Raw genomic sequence first — 24,761 nt, 5'->3', positions numbered from 1 at the left:
ATCACCTACTATTTCAAGAAACCTTTATAATTTCTCATAATCATTTGTTGTTCTAATTGATTTACAGTTTCAAGAGCAACACCTACAACGATAAGTAAACTTGTACCACCGAATTGTAAACTAAGATCCATTACATTACCCACGATTATCGGAAGTACCGCTATTACAACAAGGAATATACTTCCCGCAACCATAAGTCTGTTTAATGTTCTTTTTAAATAAACAATTGTAGAATGTCCCGGTCTTATTCCGGGAATAAATCCACCATATTGTTTCAAGTTCTTTGCAACATCATCAGGATTGAATGTAACAATAGTATAAAAATAAGTAAAGAATACTATTAGAATTACATAAAGTATAGTAGACGCTGCGCCACCCCATGCAAGAGCTTTACTTAGCCATGCCGCAAATCCCCAGTTAGGGAAGAATGACGCCAATGTTGCAGGGAACATTGTAATCGTACTCGCAAAGATTATAGGCATAACACCTGATTGGTTTATCTTAAGCGGGATGTGAGTATTTTGTCCGCCGTACATTTTTCTGCCTACAACTCTTTTTGCATACTGAACAGGTATCTTTCTGACACCTTCATTGATTTCAACAACTCCGGCTATAACTAAAATTACAAATACAAGGAATATTACTAAAAGTACTCCTGTAATTGAGCCTGAAGTTACTTGTTCATATAAGTAACCTAGAGCTGATGGAATGTTTGCTATAATACCGGCAAAAATAAGTATTGATATACCGTTACCGATACCATGTTCCGTAATATTTTCACCAAGCCACATCAGGAAGGACGTACCTGCCGTAATGGTAAGTGCCACCACTGCTACGGTAAATGCACTGTCAGTCGTTAATATTTGTTTAAAACTGAATGCAATACCTAACGCTTGTATTAATGCTAAAACAACAGTCAAATATCTAGTGTAAGAAGAAATTTTCTTTCTTCCTTCTTCCCCTTCATGGGAAAGTCTTTCTAACGCCGGAATAGCTATTGTCAATAACTGCAAAATAATAGATGCATTGATATATGGTGTTATCGACATAGCAAATATTGAGAATGTTCTAAAGTTATTACCCGATATTATGTTAAGTAATCCAAACATTGAATTATTATTTACCATAGTATCTACAGCAGCAGTATCTATGAATGGCACGGCTATAAAGCCACCAAGTCTGAATATACATAACATAGCAAGAGTAAATAAAATTCTTTTCCTTAGTTCAGGAATATTCCAAGCATTCTTGATAGTTGTAAGCATTTTATAATACCTCTACCTTCCCGCCTGCTGCTTCAATCTTTTCTTTAGCCGATTTACTTACTTTATTTACTTTAACGGTCAAAGGAACTTTTATTTCTCCTTCGCCTAAAACTTTAACAAATTCATATTTATTTTTAACCATACCTAGTTCTTTTAAAAGATCATTAGTTACTACAGTATCTTTTTCAAGATCGTTTAATCTATCAAGATTTACGATAGCAAATTCTTTTTTGAAAGGATAGTTAGAGAAGCCTCTTTTAGGAACTCTTCTTGTAAGTGGCATTTGACCACCTTCAAAACCCGGTCTAACACCACTGCCTGAACGTGATTTTTGTCCGTCTTGACCTCTACCGGCAGTTTTTCCTCTGCCTGTAGCTGTACCTCTACCTTTTCTAATTGTCTTTCTTGTTGAACCTTCAGCAGGTTTTAGCTCGTGTAATCTCATACTAACACCTCCTATTATATTTCTTCAACGTCTAACATGAAGTCCATTTTTTGACAAATACCTCTGATTTGAGCATTATCTTGTTTTAAAACAGTTTGACCGATTTTTCTAAGTCCCAATGCTTCAATACTTTTTCTTTGTCTTTCGTTTCTACCTATTAAGCTCTTCTTAAGCGTAATCTTTAATTGTTTTTCTTTAGCCAATTCTCTCACGCTCCTTATCCTAAGATTTCTTCTACAGTCTTACCTCTTTTTTTAGCAACCTCTTCAACTGTTACTAATTCAGATAATCCTGCTAATGTGGCTTTTACCATGTTGCTGGCATTGTTTGAACCTAGAGATTTTGTTCTAATATCTTTAATACCGGCAAGTTCGATTACTGCACGGGCAGGACCACCAGCGATAACTCCTGTACCTTTAGCTGCCGGTTTCATAAGTACTCTTCCGGCACCAAATCTTCCGATTGTTTCATGAGGGATTGTTGTACCAACCAAAGAAACTTCTACCATGTTCTTTTTAGCATCTTCAATACCTTTTCTGATAGCTTCAGGAATTTCTATAGCTTTACCGAGGCCTACACCAACGTGGCCGTTTTCATCGCCTACTACTACAAGAGTACTAAAACGGAAATTTCTACCACCTTTAACAACTTTTGTTACTCTGTTAATCGCAACAACTTTTTCTTTTATATCTAATTCTTCAGGATTAAAATTTCTATTCATTATTTCCTTTAGCCTCCTTAAAATTCAAGTCCAGCTTCTCTTGCACCGTCAGCTAGAGCTTTAACTCTACCTTCATATACATAGCCGCCTCTATCGAAAACGCATGCGCTAATATCTTTAGCTTTAGCATTTTTTGCGATTTCTTTGCCAACTAATGTTGCAGCTTCAAGTTTTTTAGCCTTAGCGCATTCATCTTTGATCGTAGCGTCTAAGCTTGAAGCAGCCGCAAGAGTTACTCCGTTTACATCGTCAATAAGCTGAGCATAAATTTGCTTATTGCTTCTAAAAACATTTAGTCTTGGTCTTTCAGGAGTGCCGCTAATCTTATTTCTTACTCTAAGATGTCTTTTCTTTCTGATTTCATTTTTGTTAACTTTTGATATCATCTATACACCCCTCCTATTTACCTGATTTACCTTCTTTAATTCTTACAAATTCATCAGCGTATCTTACGCCTTTGCCCTTGTAAGGTTCAGGGCTTCTTTTTTCCCTGATGTTAGCAGCATGAGCGCCAACTAATTGTTTATCAATACCTTTAACTAAAATTGTTGTCTGTCCGTCAACAACTGTTTCGATACCCTCAGGATCTTCCATTTCTACAGGATGAGAATATCCAAGGCTAAGTACTAAAGTTTTACCTTGTTTTTGTGCTCTGTAACCAACACCGACAATTTCAAGTTTCTTTTCAAAACCATCAGTAACACCTGTTACCATGTTTTGAATTAAAGCTCTTGATAAACCATGAAGTGAACGATATTTTTTATCGTCATTAGGTCTTTTTACTTCTAAAACATTATCGTTGATTTCAATGATAATATCTTTATCTATTTCTTGTGTTAATTCACCTTTTGGTCCTTTTACTGTAACTACGTTATCGTTAATTTTTACATCAACTCCAGCTGGTAAATTAACAGGTGCGTTTCCTACTCTAGACATAATCTATTTCTTCCTCCTATTTTCTATTACCATACGTAGCATAAAACTTCGCCGCCAACGTTATCTTTTCTGGCTTTTTTATCAGTCATAACGCCTTTTGAAGTTGATATAATTGCTACTCCCAAACCATTTAGAACTTTAGGCAATTCTTCGTTTGAAGCATAAATTCTAAGTCCCGGTTTAGAAATTCTTTTAAGGCCTGCAATTACTTTTTCGCCGTCTTTGCCGTATTTCAAAGTAACTTTAATCATGCCTTGTTTATTATCTTCTATAAAATCTACTTTCTTTATATAACCTTCTTCTAATAAAATGTTGGCGATAGCTTTTTTAATATTAGAAGCAGGGATCATCACATCTTTGTGTCCTGCGTTATTTGCATTTCTAACTCTAGTTAGCATATCCGCAATTGGATCTGTCATAGACATATTAGAAAACCTCCTTAATTACTTTTCTTATATTATTTCTACCAACTTGCTTTCTTTACGCCAGGGATTTCACCTTTGTAAGCAAGTTCTCTAAAACATATTCTACAAATACCATATTTTCTTAGGTAAGCATGAGGTCTTCCGCATATTTTACATCTTGTATATGCTCTTGTTGAATACTTTGGTGTTCTTTTTTGCTTTTCTACCATTGCTTTTTTAGCCATAAAACTTATCCTCCTATGCTTCTTTGAAAGGCATACCCATTAATTTAAGTAATTCATAGCCTTCTTCATCTGTATTTGCTGAAGAAACGAATGCGATATCCATTCCTCTTAATTTTTCAATCTTATCATAATCAATTTCAGGGAAGATAAGTTGTTCTTTAAGACCTAAAGAATAGTTGCCTCTTCCATCGAAACTCTTAGGATTAACTCCTCTGAAGTCTCTGATTCTTGGGATTGCAACATTTAGAAGTCTGTCAGCAAATTCATACATTCTTTCACCTCTAAGTGTTACTTTAGCACCAATCGTCATACCTTCTCTTAATTTGAAGTTAGAAACTGATTTTTTAGCTTTTACCATAATAGGTCTTTGACCTGTTATCAAAGCAAGTTCGTTTGCTGCTGCTTCCATTTGTTTTGAGTTATCTTTACAATCCCCAAATCTCATGTTAACAACTATTTTATCAAGTTTTGGTACTTGCATTACATTCTTATATCCGAACTTTTCAGTAAGTGCATTTATAACTTCAGCTTTGTATTTTTCTTTTAATCTACTCATTAATTACTGCCCCCTACTATTTAAAAGTTGCATTACATTTTTTGCAGTATCTTTCTTTTTTGCCGTCATTAACTTTTACGCCAGCTCTAACACCTTTTTTACATGTGTCACAGTATAATAAAACGTTTGAAGCATCTATCGGACATGCTTCTTCGACAATACCTGCTTGTTGCATTTGATTTGTTGCTTTTAAATGTTTTTTTCTAACATTTACATTTTCAACAATTACTCTGTTTTCTTTTGGAAAGCCTTTTATAACTTTGCCAATACTTCCTTTATCTTTACCAGAAATAACAATTACTTTATCATCTTTCTTTACATGCATTATAAAAGCCTCCTTATAACACTTCCGGAGCTAGTGAAACGATTTTCATGAACTTCTTTTCTCTAAGTTCTCTAGCAACCGGACCGAAGATACGAGTTCCTCTTGGTTGGTTATCTTCTTTTAATATAACAGCAGCGTTTTGATCGAATTTGATATAAGTTCCATCAGCTCTTCTAACACCGCTTACAGTTCTAACAACAACAGCTTTTACAACGTCACCTTTTTTTACCATTCCGCCCGGAGCAGCACTTTTAACACTTGCTACAATAACGTCACCGATATTGGCAGTCTTCTTTTTGCTTCCTCCAAGTACTCTGATACATAATAGTTCTTTTGCACCGCTGTTATCAGCTACTTTTAGTCTACTTTCTTGTTGTATCATTCTCTAAACCTCCTTAAAACGCCAAAAGGCTATTTAACCTTTTCTACGATTTCAACTAATCTATGACGTTTAGATTTGCTAAGTGGTCTTGTTTCCATGATTTTAACAATATCACCAACATCACACATGTTTTGTTCATCATGAGCCATGAACTTAGTTGTTTTCTTTACACGCTTTTTATATAATGGATGGTTTACCATTGTTTCGATAGCAACAACGATACTCTTGTCACCTTTATTTGAAACAACTTTACCAATTCTTACTTTTCTGTTTCCTCTTTCCATTTATCCTACCTAAAATTACTAAGCGTTAGCTTGTAATTCCCTTTCTCGAAGTACAGTTTTCACCCTAGCATAGTCTCTTTTAACTTCCCTTATCTTTAAAGGATTGTCAAGCTGTCCTGTTGCATGTTGAAAACGTAGATTGAATAATTCTTCTTTTAAAGACGAAAGCCTATTATTTAACTCTTGTTCACTCATATTTCTAATATCTTGCGCTTTCATTATGCTTCACCACCTACTAAATTTTCTTGTTCTGCTTTAGTGATAAATTTTGTCTTGATTGGTAGTTTATGTTGAGCAAGTCTCATAGCTTCTCTTGCAGTTTCTTCATCTACTCCTGCAAGCTCAAACATAACTCTACCCGGTTTTACAACCGCTACCCAGTATTCTGGAGCACCTTTACCTTTACCCATACGAGTTTCGGCAGGTTTCTTTGTTACAGACTTATCCGGGAAAATTTTAATCCAAACTTGTCCGCCTCTTTTAATATATCTTGTCATAGCGATACGGGCTGCTTCTATTTGATTAGAAGTGATCCAAGCAGGTTCTAATGCTTGAATACCGTAATCGCCGTAAGTTACTTTATTTCCTCTCGTAGCTTTTCCTGTCATTCTGCCACGATGTACTTTTCTGTGTTTTACTCTTTTAGGCATTAACATAACTGTTATTTATCCTCCTTATTGAAATACTAATTATTCACCTTTAGTTGGAAGAACTTCGCCTTTATTTATCCAAACTTTTACACCGATTTTTCCATATGTTGTATCTGCTTCCGCAAAACCATAATCAATATCAGCTCTTAATGTTTGAAGTGGCACGTTTCCATCACTATATTGTTCTGTTCTAGCCATTTCAGCTCCGTTTACTCTTCCTGAAACGCTTGTTTTGATACCTTCAGCACCACCTCTTAGGGCTCTGCCGATAGCTTGTTTCATTGCTCTTCTGAAAGAAATTCTTCTTTCAAGCTGCTGAGCGATGTTTTCTGCTACTAATTGTGCGTCACAGTCAACATTTTTTACTTCAATAATGTTGATATAAACATTTTTACCAGTCATCTTTTGAAGTTGTTTTCTTACTGCTTCAATACCAGAACCGGCTTTACCGATGATCTTTCCAGGTTTTCCTGTGTAAATAAAGATTTTGATCTTTTCACCGAATCTTTCGATTTCAATTCTGGAAATTCCGGTATTATATTGTGTTGTTTTAATATATTTCCTGATGTTGTAATCTTCTACTAAAGTGTCTCCGAAGTCTTTATCTTTTGCATACCATCTTGAAGACCAATCTTTGATTACGCCAACTCTCAAACCATGTGGATTTACTTTTTGACCCATTTAGATATTCATCCTCCTTATGCTCTTTCTTTAAGAACTACACTGATGTGTGAGCTTCTTTTTAATATCATAGACGCTCTACCTTGAGAACCAGCTCTAAATCTTTTTAATGTAGGTCCTTGATTAGCACTAATTTCAGAGATGTATAGCTTTGTAACGTCCATATCATGATTGTTTTCAGCATTTGCTGCTGCTGATTTTACTACTTTTTCTATTTCTTTTGCAGGTTTGTTTCCTGTAAGTTTTAAAATATTAATAGCTTCGCCTAGGTTTTTACCTCTTACTAAAGAAGCAACTCTTTTTACCTTAATAGGTGAAACTCTTAAATATTTTGCAGTTGCTTTTGCTTCCATTTATTTTCCTCCTATTAAGCCTATTTAACGCCAGTCTTCTTTTCGCCTGCGTGGCCTCTAAATGTTCTAGTTGGTGCAAATTCACCAAATTTATGTCCAACCATATCTTCAACAACAAAGATCGGAACATGTTTTCTGCCGTCATGAACTGCAACAGTGTGTCCTACCATTTGAGGGAAGATTGTGCAGTCTCTTGACCAAGTTTTAACTACTTGTTTTTCGCCGCTTTCATTCATTGCTTCTATTTTTTTAAGAAGTCTCTCATCCACGTAAGGGCCTTTTTTAGTTGATCTACTCATCCTCTACCTCCTATTTACCGCTTCTTCTTCTTACAATATATTTGTCAGAATGTTTATTTTTCTTACGAGTCTTATAACCAAGCGTTGGTTTACCCCAAGGAGTAACAGGACCGCTTCTACCGATTGGCGCCTTACCTTCACCACCACCGTGTGGATGGTCGTTAGGGTTCATAACAGAACCTCTGACTGTTGGTCTAATACCCATATGTCTTTTTCTACCGGCTTTACCGATAGTGATTATTTCATGTTCAAGATTTCCTACCTGACCGATTGTAGCTCTGCATTCTTTTCTTACAAGTCTCATTTCACCTGAAGGAAGTCTTAAAGTTACGTAGTTACCTTCTTTAGCCATCAATTGAACGTAAGTTCCGGCGCTTCTTGCCATTTGAGCACCTTTACCTGCTTTAAGTTCAATATTATGAATGATTGTACCTACAGGAATATCTTCAAGATTCAATGCATTACCTACTTTGATATCAGAGTCCTTACCGGACATAACCGTATCACCAACTTTTAAGTTGTTAGGTGCGATGATATATCTCTTTTCACCGTCAGCATAGAATAATAATGCAATATTTGCACTTCTGTTTGGATCGTATTCGATAGCACTTACTTTTGCAGGAATACCATCTTTATTTCTTTTAAAATCAATGATTCTGTATTTTTGTTTAGCACCGCCACCATGATGTCTTACAGTAATTCTACCGTTATTGTTTCTTCCGGCAGTCTTAGTCTTTTTAGAAGTAAGTCTCTTTTCAGGAGATGTTTTTGTAACTTCTTCAAAAGTAGAAACTGTCATACCTCTAAGACCTGGTGAGGTTGGTTTATATTTTTTAATACCCATCAGTAATCGCCTCCTTAGATATTTTCAAAGAACTTAATTTCTTTACTAGCTTCTGTTAATGTAACAATAGCCTTTTTCCAGTTAGCTCTTCTACCTTGTGTTCTACCCATTCTTTTAAGTTTTCCGTTCATATTCATAACGTTGACTTGTTTTACGGTTACATCGAAAATTTCTTCAACAGCATCTTTGATTTGATACTTGTTTGCTTTTTTCATAACCTTGAATGTGTATTTTTTATTTTCTGCATCGAACATACTTTGTTCTGTTACGATTGGTTTAATAATAATATCATGAGGATTCATTATTTATATACCTCCTCTATTTTTGTTAATGCATCTTTAGTTAAAATCAAATTATTGTATTTTAACATTTCGTATACGTTAAGTGTTCCTACCGTAGCACACTTAGCATCTTTAATGTTTCTTACAGAGTTAACGACATTCTTGTCGTTTTCCGCGATAACAACCAAAGTTTTATTTATTTTTAAGTTATTAAATACTTCAACCATAGCTTTAGTCTTTGGAGCATCAAATTTAAGTTCGTCTAAGATAAATAATTCTTTATCATTTACTTTAGCAGAGAACACTGACTTCATAGCAAGTCTTTTCATTTTCTTATTGATGCTTTGAGAATAATCTCTTGGTTTTGGAGCAAATGCTACACCACCACCGGTCCAAACCGGATTTCTTGATGAACCAACTCTTGCTCTACCTGTACCTTTTTGTCTCCATGGCTTTTTACCGCCCCCACGCACTTCTGCTCTTGTTTTAGCACTTTGAGTTCCTTGTCTTTGATTAGCAAGGTATGCCTTAACATATTGATGAACAACCGGCATATTAGGTTCGATTTTGAAAATATCATTGTTTAAGCTTACACTTTCAACAACTTCGCCTTTTACGTTTAATACATCTGCTTTCATATCTATCCTCCTTACCTAATACTTTATTTAGAAGCCTTGATACTATCAGTAATTGTTACGATAGAACCGTTAGACCCCGGAACAGCACCTTTAACAAGGAGCATGTTATTTTCATTATCAGCTTTAACAACTGTTAAGTTTTGAACTGTAACTTTTTCACTGCCCATGTGTCCTGGCATGTTTTTACCTTTCATTACTCTTCCCGGATAAGAAGCACCGCTCATAGCACCTACTACTCTGTGAGATTTACTACCGTGTCCCATAGGCCCTCTTGATTGACCATGTCTCTTAATAGCACCTTGGAATCCCTTACCTTTGCTTACTCCGGTAATATCAATCTTATCTCCGGCTTCAAATACATCAGCTTTGATTTCATTTCCTGTTTCATAACCTGAACAATCATCAAATCTGAATTCTTTGATTTTTCTTACAGGTTTAACGCCTGCCTTTTCAAAATGTCCTTTTAAAGGTTTGTTAACATTCTTTTCGTTAATTTCACCATAACCAAGTTGAACAGCTTCATAACCGTCTTTTTCAACCGTCTTAACTTGTAATACATAGCAAGGACCAGCTTGTAATACAGTTACCGGGATAACTTCGCCAGTTTCACTAAAAACCTGAGTCATGCCCACTTTTTTAGCCATAATAGCTTTCTTCATTCTTTCTACCTCCATTAGCGGACTACTTAGTAGTCATAATTTTATAATTTGATTTCAATATCAACACCAGCTGGTAAGTCTAATTTCATTAGAGCTTCAACTGTTTTTGGCGTTGGGTTAAGGATATCTATCATTCTCTTATGAGTTCTCATTTCGAACTGTTCTCTAGAATCCTTATACTTATGAACCGCTCTGATAATTGTTACAACTTCCTTTTGTGTTGGAAGTGGAATAGGTCCGGAAACTTCCGCTCCTGTTCTCTTTGCAGTATCAACAATCTTTGTTGCTGATTTATCGATTACTGCGTGATCATAAGCCTTTAACTTAATTCTGATTTTTTGATTTGCCATACTTTCTTCCTCCTGAAATCTTGATTCGCCAGTACGACCATACTTGATACACTGTTCCGTGTGTTTCATCTGTAGTAAAGTCACACAAAAACATCAAGCATGCCGCCCCATTCTAGATGGTGACATACTCCACGGAAAAACCCGTTCTCACGGCAACCTCCCGCTTCAACGCATTCCTTTTTGTCATAGCTCACTAATAATACACTATAAAAGCCTATAATGCAAGGCTTTTCTTACATTTTTTTTACTTTTTTTAATCAATATTTTTTTAGTAAATATTTGTGTATATATTATACATTTTTACCAAAATTTTAAAATTATTTCATTTTTTAAAAATAAAAACAACCAAAAATATGGTTGTTTTAAAAAATTTACTTTAATAAATCATTTTAAATCTAAAAAAATATATAAAGTTTATTTTTTATCTAATATCAATTGGTCAATAACTCTATCAGTTGATTTTCCATCCGTATAAGTAAAGTTCTTTTTAACAAAAGCATCCATTTTTTCAAAATCATAGTCTTCATCTTCTAAAGCCTTAATTAAGTCATCAAATGTTTTAACTATCTTACCAGGAACAATATCCTCATATCTTTCATAAAAATCTCTTGTAGATACATACATTTGCTGATCAAAAGCATAAAATACCATAGGTCTGTTAAGAAGAGAAAATTCATATATAACAGACGAATAATCTGTTATCAACACATCAACGGCAAACAATATGTCATTCACCTCTCTGTAATCCCCTGCATCTATTATATAATCCTTATATTCTTCGGGAATAACAGGATGTTCTTCAACGAACGGATGCATTTTTATAATTAAAACAGAATCGTGTTCTTTTAAGAATGCACCCCACTTTTCTAAATCCAACTTATAAAATGGGAAATAAGCATTTTTAGCATTATTACCTCTGAATGTAGGAGCATATAGATATGTTTTTTTAGCATGTTTTAGTACAGAATATTTTTTATATAATTTACTAAGGATTTCTGCTTTATAATTTTCATCAAAAAATATGTCTGTTCGCGGGACACCTATAGGATAAAACTTATCCAAACTTAATCCAAAAGCTTCTGAGTGATGCAATGCGGAATGGAAACTACTAACCGGAACATGTGTATAACATTTATGAACTCTAGTATTAAATGGCGGAGCACCGGGCTTATCCATTCGTTCTAAACCAAGACTCTTAAATGCACCGCAAGCATGCCAAATTTGGATGATTTTTACATCTTTAGGATAATTGACTTTATAAATTTCAGGATAATAATCATCAATAATAATTATATCCGATGTAGCTAAATAAAAAGCGAATTTAAACTTTTGAAAAATCCCTCTACGTTCCTTAATACTAGGTTTAAAATCAAATCTGAATTTATACTTTTTATTAAGCCCTCTGTCAATCATTCTATCATAAATAAATTTTTCATTTCCACCTAACTCAACCCTTGAAGCAGATGAGATTAAAATTTTATTACCCTTTCTTTTTATAAGCTTGGAACAAATATTAAAGATTTGAATAAATAACCATTTTTTTACGTTAGATATAAATTTTTTAATAGATGATTTTATTTTAACTAAATAATACTTTACACCAGCTTTCTGAACTAAAAGTAATGCCTTTGTATCCAAACATAATTCTTTAGTATCCAAATCAGGATAAAATCTTCCAAAAAAATAAGAACCACTATTTTTTTCTATATACAAATTAATAGGATTATCTTTTTTATCACTAAAATCATATTTATTTGCATCATTTAAATAAAAAGGATATAGCTCTTTTTCGTTACCTTTTTTATATACCCTTAGATAATAAATACCGTTTCTAATTGGATACTGATCATTACAGCTCATAACATTAAGCATTATATGAAATTTATTTCCTTCTATTCCATAAAGCAGAGGATAGACTTTTTTTAGTCCATCCTCTGTAATAAAGATAAATTTTAAATCTTTTGTATCATCAAAACCTTCAAGAGTTCCTCTCACGTGAAGGACAATTCTTTTAAATTCAATATCATCAACATAAGCACATTGAATATTATTTTTAACCATAAATTAACTCTCCCAGTTTATTTAATCCTCTAACGTAAACATAACTTTTAAACTAAACTCATCACTGTCTATCAAAACATCAAAAGCCTCTTTATAATCTTTTAGTTTAAACTTATGAGTAATAAGTTCTTCAAATGGCAGATTTTTATCCTCAAATAGTTCTAACGCAGTCTTCCAATCATTAATCTTACTATTATAACTTGAGTTCCAAGAGCCTAGAACAGCAATCTGTTTTCTTAATATTGACCAGTAAATATTTCTATCCATTGATAAATCTGCTTTTGGATTACCGACTAATACTACTTTTCCAAAGGCACCGGTAACACGAACTGCATCATTAATCGCAGCGTTTGTCCCTACGGCTTCAAACATAACATCCGCACCTTCACCCTCGGTAATCTCATCCATTTTTTCTTTTAAATCAGATTTCCTTAAATTTATTGCTTCAAACCCTAATTTCCTTGCAAAATCAAGTTTTTCTTCATTTCTTCCGCAAATAACTACTTTAGAAGTGAGTCTCTTAGCAAATAAACCTATCATAAAGCCTATCGTTCCTGTTCCTATTACTCCAACAGTCTGTCCTTCTTGAATATTTGCAATATTAATTGCATGCAAACTTACCGCAGAAGGCTCACATAAAGCTGCCTTTTCATATGGAACAGAATCATCAAAAGGAACCAAATTCCATACAGGAACAACCAAATATTCCGCAAATCCACCATCACATCGTGAACCAAAATAATTATAATTACTACACTGAGCATACTCTTCTAACTTACAAGCTTTGCATGTTTTACATGGAAGCATAGGAAATACACAAGTCCTTCTTCCAAGAAGCTCCTCATCAACACCCTCTCCTAAAGCAACAATTTGCCCTGAAAATTCATGTCCGGGTATTGTTGGGAAATGATATGTCCCGTTAACGAATACTCTTTCTGTGTCGCTTGAACAAATTCCGCTTGCTTTAATTTTTACTAATACAGTACCCTTCTTTAATTTTGGCACTTTCACCTCATCTAATGATAATTTGCCGACGTCATGAAGAACTAGAGCCTTCATCTTTTCAGGTACACCTACTATATTACCCATCCTTTTAATACCTTATTTAACCTTTCTATTTTTCTTTACTAAGTATATTTCTAACTATATCCAAATCACTGTCAGTTGTTATCTTAAAATTAATTGCATCTCCTTCGATTAGATACATATCTACATTATTAAATGTACATATTTGTGAAGTTCCAACTATAATTTTCTTTTGCTCGACAGTGAGATTATTTTCCATATCTATTAATTTTTTCAAATTAAAACTATCCGGTGCTTGTCCATGAAACACTATACTTCTATCCGGTATTTCACTTACAATTTTTTTATCAACCGAATGAATTATGGTATCACTTGCAGGAAGTGCGGTTACAACCGCACCGTGCTTAGCTGCACACTCAATACTGTCATTAAGTATTTTTTCTGTAACAAAAGGTCTGACAGAGTCATGTATCACAATAATATCATTTTCATTAAGTCCATTATCATTAACTATTGCATCCGTTACGTTGTGAATGGTATCGATTCTCTCTTTACCACCTAATATTAATCTTACTTTTGCAGAATCTTCTTTAATTAAATTCTTATTTATAATGTTTTGTAAATAATCAACATAATCTTTATGAACAGCAATATAGATATAATCAAAACTTTTCACTTTTAACATATTTTTTAATGTATAAAAAATAATAGGAAGTCCGTTTATTTCTATAAATTGCTTTGGTATTTTAGAGCTCTTTACTCTTCTACCAACCCCTCCGGCCAGCATTGCACCGTAAATCATTATTGTTAACCTTCTTTCCTTTTTTATAAGTATTATTCTTTTATATTAACATGGCTCTTCATCTTTATTTTTGACAAATATACCCTTTATTTTTCTATATGCTTTAATTGACATTTTATTATCATATCTTCTTATTGTAGATTCCTTTTTTCGAATATCCATGACAATATTTCCCCAATATTCCTCCACTTCATCTTTGTTCATCATCGCTAAAGATTTTACAGGACCAAATTCGCCTACCATATCAATTTTTTTATCCAAAGGTGCAACAATAGGCTCTTGTCCATTTTTATATATATGATTTAATCCATTTTTATCAAGGAAATCAATATAATGTTCAAAATTTCGTTTTTGATTTTTAGAAACTTTATGAAAATCCATTTTTGAAGCCAACTCAAACAAATCAGTATTACTCTTGATTTCTTTATCTCTTACTGCCGTTAATCCATGATATTCACTAAGTTCCCGAGTTCTTGAATCTTTTGTAAATAAAATACTCGGACAACCTGCTAATGTTGCGGCAATATTACCATGAAGCCTAGCCCCAAAAGTCAAATCAGCATCTCTTAAAAAATGAATCCATTCAGTTGTATTCATAAAAAATCTGACCCTATCTTCTTGAAAAACGGGATGTGACAAAGTATCCGGATAAACGTGTTTGGGATTATGCGGATATTTTATACCTGTTAACAGCAATCTCAACTCTTTCAAAGTTTGAGGAATATAATATCCATTTTGTAATTCTCTCATATTTCTTTCAATAAAAGAACATACCTCTGCATTAGCAACAGAAGATGCATTTATACATATTTTTGATTGTTCATTAATCTCGGTATCTCTAATATACAACTCTTTACCATGCATATACAAAGAGGGGCAGCCTATGACTGTATGGTGTACGCCCTCTCTAAAGCCCAATTTTGTTAAATAATCTGCAGTAATTTGTCCGCGCACACCAATCATAGCAGATTTATCCAAAACCGCACTGACGAAATCCCTGACTCTATTATCAAATTCAAAACCTTTTTCCAAATTAGGTTCATATGGGGCTCTTAGACCTACTCCTATAAGTATACAAGGGATTTTGACTTTTTTTACAAGCTCAGTATACTTTTCTAAATTAAAATCATTTCTGAATGCATCAGCCATTGGTATTATAAAATAATCATAATTTGAATTAATTTTTTTTGCCTTATCAGCATTAGATCTATAATAATCTGCATCAATTTCCACATCATTCCCAGTATCTAATGCACGCCAAATACTATGAGCATACATATAATTACCTAAATTTGTTCCAAAATAATCATATACAAGCATATCCCATGGACTAAATCTGTCCCACGGTGCCATTCCAGCCCTCATTAAAATTTTCTTCATGCAAGTTCTCCCAAGCTTTACATTAATATAAACATCATTTTTACAATATTAATCTAAAATATTTAAAATATTTTAGGATATTAGTAGATATATTATACCATATTAATAATCATTGTCAATTAAACTATATTTTACCAATCATTTTAAACATAAGTAAATTAATATTATTTATTTAAATTATATCCATAAAATAAATAATAAATCTGCTATAATAAATAAAAAAACAGTAGGAGGTATGATTTTGAAATATTTATTTTTAGAATATCCTAAATGCACAACATGCAAAAAAGCAAAAAAATGGCTTAATGACAATAATATTGAATTTGAAGACAGACATATAGTAGAAAACAATCCTACAAAGGAAGAACTAAAAACTTGGTTTGAAATAAGCGGACTGCCAATTAAAAGATTTTTTAATACAAGCGGAATGAAATACAGAGAACTCGGTCTTAAAGATAAAATACCGAACATGAGCGAAGATGAAATGTTTGAAATACTTTCAACAGACGGTATGCTTGTAAAAAGACCCATAATAGTTGCAGAAGATTTTATTCTCACAGGATTTAAAGAAAAAGAATGGGAAGAAAAATTAAAAAAATAAAAGGATAAAATCCTTTTATTTTTTTATTATCTAATCTTTATAAACTTCGGCAGTCATTTTAACTCCAAGCTTATATCCCGTTATAAAATATTCTCTGAGTTCCAAAGGATATGCTTTTATCCACCTCTCCATAATATTATAAAACTCATTTTGCATATCTCTGTCAAGCTTACTTAAAAACTCATCTTCACTTTTTGTTTTTTCTCTAAGTTCTGTCTCATACTCTTTCGTGAATGGTACGATCTCCATTGAAGGATTAATATTGCCCTCATATAAATCTTTTAAAATATTACACATATTTACCTCCTTAAATATATAAATGAAATTTCATTTTTAACATTTTACTATTTACTGCATAATATATAAAACAAACATTTAAATGTAATAATTTATATTTTTATTATATCAGCAGGTCAATTTTTGCTCAATAAAATAGCATAAACAAGTCACTTTTTAGTCATCAAAGTTACATATGTAAACAAATAAAGAAAAAGTAAACTTTTAGTATGGATTTTCTTATGGATATTTTGTTATACTATATAAATAGATTTACATTTAAAGGAGAGCTAAAATGAACAAGTTTTTTGGACATTTATGTACAATAAACAGACACAAAATGTATGTACTGAAAACCTGCTTCAAAGCCGGATTATATAAACAAGGACTGCTCCATGATATGTCCAAATATGCTCCTATCGAATTTTTCTCGGGAGTCAAATATTACCAGGGCGGAAACAGAAGCCCAATAAGCAAAGAAAAAGAAGTAAAAGGGTATGCACCTGGCTGGCTTCACCATAAGGGAAAAAACAAACATCATTTTGAGTACTGGATAGATTTTGCAAAAAATCCACACGATGGATTAATTGGCATAAAAATGCCCAAAAGATATGTCGCTGAAATGGTTATAGACAGAATAAGTGCTTCAAAAAACTACTTGGGTGATAAATACACAGTTGTTGAACCTTTAAAATATTGGCTTAACGGAAAAGATTTTTATGTAATAGATAAAGACAGTGAATTCTTGACAGACTATTTACTGACAATGTTAAGCGAAGAAGGAGAAGAAAAACTTTTACATTTCATAAAACATACTTTAATGAAAAATAAAGACGGAGATTATCACGAAGAAAACGGTACACTAATTTTAGATTAGTAATGAGAAATAAAATAACGGTCGCGGAATCTGACAAAGTCAGGCGTAAAAAAAGAGCATACTCACATGCTCTTTTTATTTATATATCACTCTTTTACATTAAACAAATTCTTATTTAATATCAAATAATTTACACCGGATACTACGGTAAGGATTAGTGCAGCATACATAAGAACGATTGACACAGTGTATATCGTTTCGTTCAATCCGGAAAAATGCATAAGAACCAATGCTATCATTTGGGTCGTGGTCTTAAGTTTACCTATTTTATCTGCCGCAATAACAACACCGTTTGAAGCCGCAAGAGTCCTAAGTCCAGTAACAATAAATTCTCTTGCAAGTATAGTTATTACGATCCATGCAGGAATAAAATTGATTTCCACAAAACAAAGCATAGCTGCCATTACAAGCAATTTATCCGCAAGAGGATCCACAAATTTCCCAAAATCCGTTACCATATTGCACTTTCTTGCTATTTGTCCGTCCACAAAATCCGATATAGACGCAATGATAAATATTATACCCGCAATCAAATAATTGTTGGGAATATTCGTCATTATCATCATAACAACATAAATAGGTATCATTATAACTCTCAAAAGAGTTATTTTATTTGCTAAGTTCATTATTTAGTCCTTCCAATTAAATCATATTCCATTGAATCTTCTATAACTATATCATAAAAATTTCCTATTTCAAGGTCTCTATTTGCATAAACATAGACTTCACCGTCAATTTCAGGACAGTCCATATAACTTCTGCCTATATAAACATTATCTTCATCTTCAACCTTTTCTTCAATAAGGACTTCCAATGTTTTGTCCAAATAACTCTCCATCAATTCTTCGGAAACATCTTCCTGAACAGACATAAGTTCCATATATCTTTCATCTTTTATCTCTTCATTTACTTGATTATCCATATCATAAGCAGGAGTTCCTTCTTCTCTTGAATATTTGAAAAAACCAACCCTGTCAAGCTGATACAATTTAATAAACTCTAAAAGCTCTTTATGCTCTGTTTCAGTTTCACCGGGGAATCCGGTTATAAAGGTAGAACGTATTTTTATGCCTTTCACTTTACTCCTTAGTTTCCTAATAAGTGTAAGTATATCTTCCTTAGAAGTCTTTCTTCCCATTTTTTTTAGTATATTATCATTTATATGCTGAAGAGGCATGTCGATATACTTAAGTACCTTATCCAAATTGACGAATTTATTAATAAGCTTATCGGAAACAGTTTCCGGATATATATAAAGTACTCTTATCCAATGAATATTTTCTATCTTGTTTAATTCTTCCAATAAATCCGGAAGTTTTCTCTCTCCATATAAATCGGTACCATATTCGCCTACATCCTGAGCAATCAAAATTAGTTCCTTAACTCCCCTATCTGCCAGCCTCTTTGCTTCATCTATAATATCTTCTATTTTTCTGCTTCTTTGTTTACCTCTGATACTTGGGATAACGCAGTAAGTACAGTGTTTGTCACAGCCTTCGGATACTTTTAAATAAGCAAAGTGAGACGGAGTCGTCAAAGTCCTGTCTGTTTCAAAAATAGGACAATCAATATTATCCACTTTTACTATTACTTCATCACTATCTTCAGTCTCCATGCTTCTTATGATTTTATCCATATTATAAAATTCACCGGTACCCACAAACGCATCTACTTCCGGTATTTCTTCTTTTAAATCTTTTGAATACCTCTGTGCAAGACATCCTGTTACGATTATTTTTACTTCACTTCTGTCTTTTTTAACCAAAGTTGCCTCTAATATTGAATTGATACTTTCTTCCATAGCATCATGGATAAAAGTACAAGTGTTTATTATTATGTAATCACTTACAGCAGCATCATCCACTATTTCATACCCCTGATTACTTAATAAATACATTATATTTTCACTGTCGACGGTATTCTTGGGACAGCCTAAAGTTAAAACAAAAACTTTTTTCATATTATTCTCCAATTAATATATTTCCTCTTCTATATCCAAAGTCCCCTCCGGATACACTTCATCACTCTCAACCACACTGTTCGAGAAAAAATCTTCTCTTTTCTTTAGTACTTTTCTTGGTTTACTTCCTTCAGGCGCAGATACTATCCCTTTTTGTTCAAGTTCATCTACGATCCTTCCTGCTCTCGCATAACCTATCCTAAGCCTTCTTTGAAGCATTGATGTAGATATTTCTCCCAGCTCAAAAGCTATATTAAGCGCATCATTAAATTTATCATCTATAAAGTCTTCTCTGTTTACATCCTTTTCGCTTCCAGGCATATTTTCTTCTACCGCAACGGTATCAATACCTTTTATAGCATCTTCATCATAATTAGGAACTTGAGTTTTCTTGATGAACTTAACGACTTCCTCTACTTCTTCGTCGCTTATATAAGCACACTGTGCCCTCATCGGAGCATTACTTCCGACAGGTGCATATAGCATATCCCCTCTGCCGAGAAGCTTTTCTGCTCCCGCCATATCGAGTATCGTTCTTGAATCTATTTGAGATGATACTGCAAAAGATATACGAGAAGGTATATTTGCCTTTATCAGACCTGTGATAACATCGACACTCGGTCTTTGAGTAGCAAGTACCAAATGAATTCCCGCCGCTCTGGCAAGCTGAGCTAATCTGCAAATCGCAGATTCTACCTGAGAGGCACATGTCATCATCAAATCAGCTAACTCGTCTATTATAATGACCCATTGAGCCATCTTTTCACCGCCGGTCTCTTCCATTTTCTTGTTATATCCTTTAATATCTCTTACTCTATTTTGAGCAAATAAGTCATATCTTATCTTCATTTGCTTTTCTGCCCATTTAAGTGCACCTGCAGCATGATTAGGGTCAGTTTCAACGGGAACCAATAAATGAGGAATACCCTCATATACATTAAGTTCTACCATTTTAGGGTCAATGAGTATCAGTCTGACTTCTTCGGGACTTGCGTGGAATAAAATAGAACTTATTATCGCATTGATACAAACACTTTTTCCGGAACCCGTAGCACCTGCAATAAGTAAATGTGGAAGTTTTGCTATATCCATTACTACCATATCCCCGGTAACATTCTTCCCAAGGGCTATAGAAAGTTTAGATTTACTATCCTTAAATTTCTTATCTTCTACAATTTCTCTAAAACCGACAACAGAAACTTCTTTATTTGGAACCTCTATACCTATAGCGCTTTTGCCGGGAATAGGAGCCTCCATTCTTATCCCGTTCGCCGCAAGTGCCATTGCAAGGTTATCCTGAAGCCCTACGACCCTGCTAACTTTTATGCCCGGTTCAAGCTCAAGTTCATATCTCGTAACTGTCGGTCCGATACTTACTTCTGTAACTCTTGCACCTATTTTAAAATTAGCAAGTGTTTCTTCCAATACTTTTGTGTTCTCAAGGACTCTGTCTCTTTCTCCCTTATTATTTCGTCTGTCTGCTCTTTTGAGTAGACTTACCTTAGGAAATACATAAGGGATCTTTTCTTTCTCCTCCACAAGAGAAGTATCTGAAGTTGTACTCTTACCTTCCATAGCAGCTTTAATATTGTTTAACTGCTCCGCTTGTTCTTTATTGGCTCTGTCTATGTCGCTCAAATCTATTTTTTCAATATGTTCTATAGGCTTATCATCTATAAAATCTTCATCATTTATGCTTTTAGGACTTACAAAATTCTTTGTTCTCTCTATTTCTTTATTTGCCTTATTCTGACTCTCTTCTGTTTCTTTTATTATATCGTCAAGTCCCTGTTCTTTTCTGACTCTGTTTTTTATTTCTTCTTTATTGGGTTTTTCTTCTGTAACGATATTTTCTTTTTTATTACTCTTCTTCTCTTCTTCATCAAAATCTATAAAGCTTCCCTGCTCACCTCTGTAATAAGTTTTTATTATTGGTTCTTCTCTTTTTTCTGCTTTCTTTTTAAATGGATTTTTACTTTCCTTATATTCTTTTTCCCATTTATCCAAAACTTCTTCTTTATCTTTATCCGTAGTTATAGATTTTGCATCATATGGATTTTTAGGAAGTTTACTTCTAAAGGCAGGGAAAAATCCGGGTTTACTTTTTCCCTCCAAAGCCTGTTTTCTGATTTCTTCTTCTCTTTTTAGAAGCTTTTCATTAAGCCTTTCTTCTCTTATTTCCATTTTGACTTCTTTTTCTTTAAGTCTAAGTGCTTTCCTGTCTTCTTTATATAATGCAATATTATCTTTAAATATTAATATCAAACATACGATTATAGATGTAGCTATGAATATATATCCTCCTATTTCAGAAAGAAGAGTAGTATATATTCCCCCAAGCCAAATACCGATTATCCCGCCTTTGGTAACTACATTTAGTACCGATACAAATAATTGATTACTGAAGGCTCCGTACTTTAAAAGTTCTCCTCCGATATTGAACGCAGCCATTATATTAAAAATAATAACGGTCACGCAAATTAAGGTAATGAGTTCTTTAAAAGGTTTAAGCCTTGATATGACATAAAAGCCCAATATCAAGAATGCCGCGCCAATAAGTGACGTTCCGACATTACCAAATAAAAACATTGATATATTATGCAGGTTATTACCAAATACACCGCTGTCCTTTGATAAAAGAGAATAGAGCATAAATATACCAAAAAATAAAATAACCACTCCGATTACTTCATTTTGAACGATCTTCTTTTTATACAATTCCTGTTCCAGCTGCTTCTTGCTTGTTCGTGTTGTCTTAGTGCTTCTGCTATTTTTCTTTTTTGCAGTAGTCTTTTTATTTGCCAAAATGACACCTCATTATATATTAAAGTTATTATTTTTTAACTATAAAAGTCGTATATTATATTTTATCATATTTTTATTTTTTTTCATAGATAATATATCTGCTAAAATATAACACATTATTCTTTTTTGATTTAAAATATAATACATCATCCAAAGTAATTTAACAATGAATAAAAGACAATTTTATGAATATACATTACTATAAAATATTTTTTTGGAGGAAATGATGGCATATTCGGAAAGAGAATTATTTGCAAGGTTGATTGAATGTGAAGCCGGCGGTGAAGGTGATGTCGGCATGGCGGCAGTAGCAAGTGTTGTAATGAACAGAGTTTATACACCTTACGGAGAATATGCAAGGGTTTCAGACGGAGGAAGCATAAGAAATATCATTATGCAAAGAGGACAGTTCACTTGTGCAATGGAAACGGTAAACGGCAGGTACAATGCCCAAAATATCTACAACATGAATCCCACAGACATTCATTATGCCATTGCGGACTGGGCAATAGGAGGCGGGCGGTTATATAACCTCGGTTATGCTCTTTGGTTTTATAATCCGTTTTCAAATGCGTGCAGACAAAATTTCCCAAGCAATGTAGGAAGTCTTATAACCAAAATAGGTGCACATTGCTTTTACAATCCGACAGAAAAATATTTAGATACATAAAGAAAAGGGGTCGAGAATGGAAAGAGAAGATAATTTAAATAATATTTTAAATGGTCAGATGTCATCTAGTTCGGGTTTGGACGGTAAAATGAACGGTACTAATACCGGTTCAGCTACAATCATGGATAGCGACGGTTCAAATGTTCCTCCTGAATTTGTTTCGGGAACAACACCTGCCATACTTAACAGAATTATAGGAGAATTTTGTATATGCGAATTCTTGATTGGCAGTGATACACTCGTATCTAAGCAAGGTATAATGTATAGTGTAGGTCTAAGTTATTTTACATTATATAATGTTGAAAACAACGAATATATCATATGTGATATATATGCAGTTAAGTTTGTAACTCTTCCTAGAGGTAATATGAGAGATTATATGCCGTCTGCATCAAATAATAATTCCAGAAGAAACAGAAGATAAAACACCCTTAAAGGGTGTTTTATCCTTTTAAAAAAAAGAAAAAATTATTATTACATAATCAAAGAAAATATGTTATAATATATTTATGTAACGTGCAGTTTATTTTGTGACATAAAATTCAGTTACAAAAAACTGCTCTTTTTATTTACAAACAAAATAGCTTTAGCATACATAAACCAATTAAGAAAGAAGGGTTAATAAATGTATAAAGTAGATGAAATAATTCTATACGACACCGAAGGAGTATGCAAAATATCCGAAATCACTGAAAAGGATTTTGGAGGAGAAAAACAAAAATATTATATTTTAAATTCTATCAACAAAAACGGAATGACCATATATGTTCCGGTTGACAATGAAAAACAAACCGCAAAAATGCGTAAAATATTATCATCGGAAGAAATCTTTAAACTTATTAAGAATATGCCTAACGAAGATATGATTTGGATTGAAAATGATAGTGAAAGAAGAGATATATATAAAAAAATAATTCAATCCGGAGACAGAAGAGATTTAATTAAATTAATAATTACACTACATTATCACAAAGATGAACTTATTAAACAAGGGAAGAAGCTGCATATGAGTGATGAACAATTTATGAAAAATGCAGAAAGGATCTTACATGATGAATTCTCCCATGTACTTAATATCCGACCAAATGAAGTGGTATCTTTTATAGTAAATGAATTAAAAAGTGAACAGACAAACTAAAAGAGAATATTAAATTATTCTCTTTTTTTAATTACAACAAAATATAATACTAATTTTTTATTTTATTATAATAAAATCAATATTTAACTACCATAAAGTATTATTCTATACCTATTGCAACCGTGGGTTTACAAAATTCAAGCTAGATTTGGTAGAATACCATTAAAAATATTAGTATTATAATCTAAAAAGGAGGACTATACAATGACAATAGGAAATAAAATAATGACGCTGAGAAGAGAAAACAATTTATCTCAGGAAATATTAGCAGAAAAGCTCGGGGTATCAAGGCAAGCCGTATCAAAATGGGAAGCTGAACAATGCCTTCCGGATATTGATAAGATCGTTAAATTAAGTGAACTTTTTGGTGTATCAACGGATTATATTTTAAAAGAAGACTCTAAATCAAAAACCGATGTATCAAAAGGTAATATAAGTAATGATCAAAGTACTGATGAAATTCTTTTGAAACAAATAGATAACGAAATCACATCTGCAATAAAAGAGGGCAATTCAAAAATAATAAGTGACCCTACTATTATTGCTACTATTTTGGTCATTGCAGGATTTTTATTATTTGTTAGCTTTTACTTATCGTTTAAAATGCTTGTACCATGCGCAGTAGCACTGATTATTCAAGTTATAGGAATAGGATTATTTTATAATCATCAAAATAATATTAAAAACGAAAAGCAAAAGAAGATAAACAGTAAAAAATTCTTTAAAATTAATTCTTGGTTCTTAGTATCAAGTATATTATTTTTATTATACATTGCTATTATGTAATTTTTTTATCAATATATAAATCATAGCAAATCAAGCGTTTATATTATCATATTATTATCTA

Annotated in this window: 36 protein-coding genes; 6 read left to right on the top strand and 30 right to left on the bottom strand. The window is 33.0% G+C overall.

Going from position 1 to position 24,761, the window contains the following annotated elements; genetic code table 11:
* Positions 1–8: 8 nt before the first annotated feature.
* The 26 genes from secY to NSA01_RS06510 form a co-directional block, all read right to left on the bottom strand.
* Positions 9–1,265 (bottom strand): preprotein translocase subunit SecY, encoded by a 1,257-nt coding sequence (gene secY / locus NSA01_RS06635; RefSeq protein WP_257480704.1) that lies wholly within the window; start codon positions 1,263–1,265, stop codon positions 9–11.
* A 1-nt stretch (position 1,266) separates the two neighbouring features.
* On the bottom strand, positions 1,267–1,710 hold the full coding sequence (rplO, locus tag NSA01_RS06630) for a 50S ribosomal protein L15 (protein WP_257480703.1): 444 nt from the start codon (positions 1,708–1,710) through the stop codon (positions 1,267–1,269).
* Between the two features lie 14 nt (positions 1,711–1,724).
* Positions 1,725–1,922: a 50S ribosomal protein L30 gene (gene rpmD / locus NSA01_RS06625; RefSeq protein ID WP_007050821.1), complete on the bottom strand. Its 198-nt coding sequence runs from the start codon at positions 1,920–1,922 to the stop codon at positions 1,725–1,727.
* 5 nt (positions 1,923–1,927) lie between these two features.
* The gene (gene rpsE, locus NSA01_RS06620) at positions 1,928–2,431 is read right to left on the bottom strand and encodes a 30S ribosomal protein S5 (protein ID WP_007050820.1); all 504 of its coding nucleotides are present in this window, start codon (positions 2,429–2,431) and stop codon (positions 1,928–1,930) included.
* A gap of 17 nt (positions 2,432–2,448) precedes the next feature.
* Positions 2,449–2,817 carry a 50S ribosomal protein L18 gene (rplR, locus tag NSA01_RS06615; RefSeq protein ID WP_257480702.1) on the bottom strand — a complete coding sequence of 123 codons (369 nt, stop codon included), beginning with the start codon at positions 2,815–2,817 and terminating at the stop codon, positions 2,449–2,451.
* 13 nt (positions 2,818–2,830) lie between these two features.
* Positions 2,831–3,367, bottom strand: coding sequence for a 50S ribosomal protein L6 (gene rplF, locus NSA01_RS06610; RefSeq protein ID WP_257480701.1), 537 nt, complete (start codon positions 3,365–3,367; stop codon positions 2,831–2,833).
* 26 nt (positions 3,368–3,393) lie between these two features.
* On the bottom strand, positions 3,394–3,792 hold the full coding sequence (gene rpsH, locus NSA01_RS06605; protein ID WP_007050817.1) for a 30S ribosomal protein S8: 399 nt from the start codon (positions 3,790–3,792) through the stop codon (positions 3,394–3,396).
* A 38-nt stretch (positions 3,793–3,830) separates the two neighbouring features.
* Positions 3,831–4,016, bottom strand: coding sequence for a type Z 30S ribosomal protein S14 (locus NSA01_RS06600; RefSeq protein ID WP_007050816.1), 186 nt, complete (start codon positions 4,014–4,016; stop codon positions 3,831–3,833).
* A gap of 13 nt (positions 4,017–4,029) precedes the next feature.
* Positions 4,030–4,572 (bottom strand): 50S ribosomal protein L5, encoded by a 543-nt coding sequence (gene rplE, locus NSA01_RS06595; protein WP_007050815.1) that lies wholly within the window; start codon positions 4,570–4,572, stop codon positions 4,030–4,032.
* Between the two features lie 16 nt (positions 4,573–4,588).
* Positions 4,589–4,897, bottom strand: coding sequence for a 50S ribosomal protein L24 (gene rplX, locus NSA01_RS06590; RefSeq protein ID WP_007050814.1), 309 nt, complete (start codon positions 4,895–4,897; stop codon positions 4,589–4,591).
* A 13-nt stretch (positions 4,898–4,910) separates the two neighbouring features.
* A complete protein-coding gene (rplN, locus tag NSA01_RS06585; protein ID WP_007050813.1) occupies positions 4,911–5,279 on the bottom strand; it encodes a 50S ribosomal protein L14 in 369 nt (122 codons plus the stop codon).
* Positions 5,280–5,308: 29 nt separating this feature from the next.
* Positions 5,309–5,563, bottom strand: a complete 255-nt coding sequence (gene rpsQ / locus NSA01_RS06580; protein WP_007050812.1) for a 30S ribosomal protein S17 — start codon at positions 5,561–5,563, stop codon at positions 5,309–5,311.
* Positions 5,564–5,581: 18 nt separating this feature from the next.
* Entirely contained in the window at positions 5,582–5,782 is a 201-nt protein-coding gene (gene rpmC / locus NSA01_RS06575) for a 50S ribosomal protein L29 (protein ID WP_257480700.1), read from the bottom strand.
* A complete protein-coding gene (gene rplP / locus NSA01_RS06570; RefSeq protein WP_039945541.1) occupies positions 5,782–6,219 on the bottom strand; it encodes a 50S ribosomal protein L16 in 438 nt (145 codons plus the stop codon). Before rplP ends, rpmC begins: the two co-directional genes overlap by 1 nt.
* A gap of 33 nt (positions 6,220–6,252) precedes the next feature.
* Positions 6,253–6,894 carry a 30S ribosomal protein S3 gene (gene rpsC, locus NSA01_RS06565; protein ID WP_007050809.1) on the bottom strand — a complete coding sequence of 214 codons (642 nt, stop codon included), beginning with the start codon at positions 6,892–6,894 and terminating at the stop codon, positions 6,253–6,255.
* Positions 6,895–6,911: 17 nt separating this feature from the next.
* Entirely contained in the window at positions 6,912–7,247 is a 336-nt protein-coding gene (gene rplV / locus NSA01_RS06560; RefSeq protein WP_257480699.1) for a 50S ribosomal protein L22, read from the bottom strand.
* Between the two features lie 20 nt (positions 7,248–7,267).
* On the bottom strand, positions 7,268–7,546 hold the full coding sequence (gene rpsS / locus NSA01_RS06555) for a 30S ribosomal protein S19 (protein WP_007050807.1): 279 nt from the start codon (positions 7,544–7,546) through the stop codon (positions 7,268–7,270).
* Between the two features lie 10 nt (positions 7,547–7,556).
* A complete protein-coding gene (gene rplB / locus NSA01_RS06550; RefSeq protein ID WP_257480698.1) occupies positions 7,557–8,390 on the bottom strand; it encodes a 50S ribosomal protein L2 in 834 nt (277 codons plus the stop codon).
* A 14-nt stretch (positions 8,391–8,404) separates the two neighbouring features.
* A complete protein-coding gene (gene rplW, locus NSA01_RS06545; protein WP_306813871.1) occupies positions 8,405–8,692 on the bottom strand; it encodes a 50S ribosomal protein L23 in 288 nt (95 codons plus the stop codon).
* Entirely contained in the window at positions 8,692–9,309 is a 618-nt protein-coding gene (gene rplD, locus NSA01_RS06540; protein WP_257480697.1) for a 50S ribosomal protein L4, read from the bottom strand. The genes rplW and rplD overlap by 1 nt, the downstream gene beginning before the upstream one ends.
* A 23-nt stretch (positions 9,310–9,332) precedes the next feature.
* Positions 9,333–9,968 carry a 50S ribosomal protein L3 gene (gene rplC, locus NSA01_RS06535; RefSeq protein ID WP_039945536.1) on the bottom strand — a complete coding sequence of 212 codons (636 nt, stop codon included), beginning with the start codon at positions 9,966–9,968 and terminating at the stop codon, positions 9,333–9,335.
* A 41-nt stretch (positions 9,969–10,009) separates the two neighbouring features.
* Positions 10,010–10,318 carry a 30S ribosomal protein S10 gene (gene rpsJ / locus NSA01_RS06530; protein ID WP_039945534.1) on the bottom strand — a complete coding sequence of 103 codons (309 nt, stop codon included), beginning with the start codon at positions 10,316–10,318 and terminating at the stop codon, positions 10,010–10,012.
* Positions 10,319–10,732: 414 nt separating this feature from the next.
* Positions 10,733–12,379, bottom strand: a complete 1,647-nt coding sequence (locus NSA01_RS06525; RefSeq protein ID WP_257480696.1) for a CDP-glycerol glycerophosphotransferase family protein — start codon at positions 12,377–12,379, stop codon at positions 10,733–10,735.
* A gap of 21 nt (positions 12,380–12,400) precedes the next feature.
* A complete protein-coding gene (locus tag NSA01_RS06520) occupies positions 12,401–13,468 on the bottom strand; it encodes a galactitol-1-phosphate 5-dehydrogenase (protein WP_257480695.1) in 1,068 nt (355 codons plus the stop codon).
* Positions 13,469–13,493: 25 nt separating this feature from the next.
* Positions 13,494–14,207: an IspD/TarI family cytidylyltransferase gene (locus tag NSA01_RS06515; protein WP_257480694.1), complete on the bottom strand. Its 714-nt coding sequence runs from the start codon at positions 14,205–14,207 to the stop codon at positions 13,494–13,496.
* 45 nt (positions 14,208–14,252) lie between these two features.
* On the bottom strand, positions 14,253–15,587 hold the full coding sequence (locus NSA01_RS06510) for a polysaccharide pyruvyl transferase family protein (RefSeq protein WP_257480693.1): 1,335 nt from the start codon (positions 15,585–15,587) through the stop codon (positions 14,253–14,255).
* Positions 15,588–15,828: 241 nt separating this feature from the next.
* Between NSA01_RS06510 and NSA01_RS06505 the strand changes: the two genes are divergently transcribed.
* Positions 15,829–16,188: a Spx/MgsR family RNA polymerase-binding regulatory protein gene (locus NSA01_RS06505; RefSeq protein ID WP_257480692.1), complete on the top strand. Its 360-nt coding sequence runs from the start codon at positions 15,829–15,831 to the stop codon at positions 16,186–16,188.
* A 30-nt stretch (positions 16,189–16,218) separates the two neighbouring features.
* On the opposite strand, the gene NSA01_RS06500 is transcribed toward NSA01_RS06505, so the two are convergent.
* Positions 16,219–16,485 carry a DUF6809 family protein gene (locus NSA01_RS06500; RefSeq protein WP_257480691.1) on the bottom strand — a complete coding sequence of 89 codons (267 nt, stop codon included), beginning with the start codon at positions 16,483–16,485 and terminating at the stop codon, positions 16,219–16,221.
* A 274-nt stretch (positions 16,486–16,759) separates the two neighbouring features.
* Between NSA01_RS06500 and NSA01_RS06495 the strand changes: the two genes are divergently transcribed.
* The gene (locus NSA01_RS06495; protein WP_257480690.1) at positions 16,760–17,341 is read left to right on the top strand and encodes a DUF5662 family protein; all 582 of its coding nucleotides are present in this window, start codon (positions 16,760–16,762) and stop codon (positions 17,339–17,341) included.
* A gap of 86 nt (positions 17,342–17,427) precedes the next feature.
* Here NSA01_RS06495 and pgsA read toward each other — a convergent pair whose 3' ends face one another.
* The 3 genes from pgsA to NSA01_RS06480 are packed head-to-tail and all read right to left on the bottom strand — an operon-like array spanning position 17,428 to position 22,106.
* Positions 17,428–17,967 carry a CDP-diacylglycerol--glycerol-3-phosphate 3-phosphatidyltransferase gene (gene pgsA, locus NSA01_RS06490; RefSeq protein ID WP_257480689.1) on the bottom strand — a complete coding sequence of 180 codons (540 nt, stop codon included), beginning with the start codon at positions 17,965–17,967 and terminating at the stop codon, positions 17,428–17,430.
* Entirely contained in the window at positions 17,967–19,301 is a 1,335-nt protein-coding gene (gene rimO / locus NSA01_RS06485) for a 30S ribosomal protein S12 methylthiotransferase RimO (protein ID WP_257480688.1), read from the bottom strand. Before rimO ends, pgsA begins: the two co-directional genes overlap by 1 nt.
* A gap of 12 nt (positions 19,302–19,313) precedes the next feature.
* Entirely contained in the window at positions 19,314–22,106 is a 2,793-nt protein-coding gene (locus NSA01_RS06480) for an FtsK/SpoIIIE family DNA translocase (RefSeq protein ID WP_257480687.1), read from the bottom strand.
* Between the two features lie 226 nt (positions 22,107–22,332).
* Here NSA01_RS06480 and NSA01_RS06475 point away from each other — a divergent pair, with 226 nt between their 5' ends.
* The 4 genes from NSA01_RS06475 (at position 22,333) to NSA01_RS06460 (ending at position 24,700) form a co-directional block, all read left to right on the top strand.
* The gene (locus NSA01_RS06475) at positions 22,333–22,776 is read left to right on the top strand and encodes a cell wall hydrolase (RefSeq protein WP_257480686.1); all 444 of its coding nucleotides are present in this window, start codon (positions 22,333–22,335) and stop codon (positions 22,774–22,776) included.
* 16 nt (positions 22,777–22,792) lie between these two features.
* Complete coding sequence (locus NSA01_RS06470; protein WP_257480685.1) at positions 22,793–23,200, top strand: hypothetical protein; 408 nt, start codon at positions 22,793–22,795, stop codon at positions 23,198–23,200.
* Positions 23,201–23,401: 201 nt separating this feature from the next.
* Positions 23,402–23,914, top strand: a complete 513-nt coding sequence (locus NSA01_RS06465) for a CarD family transcriptional regulator (RefSeq protein WP_257480684.1) — start codon at positions 23,402–23,404, stop codon at positions 23,912–23,914.
* Positions 23,915–24,118: 204 nt separating this feature from the next.
* Positions 24,119–24,700 carry a helix-turn-helix domain-containing protein gene (locus NSA01_RS06460; protein ID WP_257480683.1) on the top strand — a complete coding sequence of 194 codons (582 nt, stop codon included), beginning with the start codon at positions 24,119–24,121 and terminating at the stop codon, positions 24,698–24,700.
* The last annotated feature ends 61 nt before the right edge of the window (positions 24,701–24,761 follow it).

The sequence above is a fragment of the Anaerofustis stercorihominis genome (assembly GCF_024623185.1).
GTDB lineage: Bacteria > Bacillota > Clostridia > Eubacteriales > Anaerofustaceae > Anaerofustis.
This window is presented reverse-complemented; position numbering and strand designations above follow the sequence as displayed.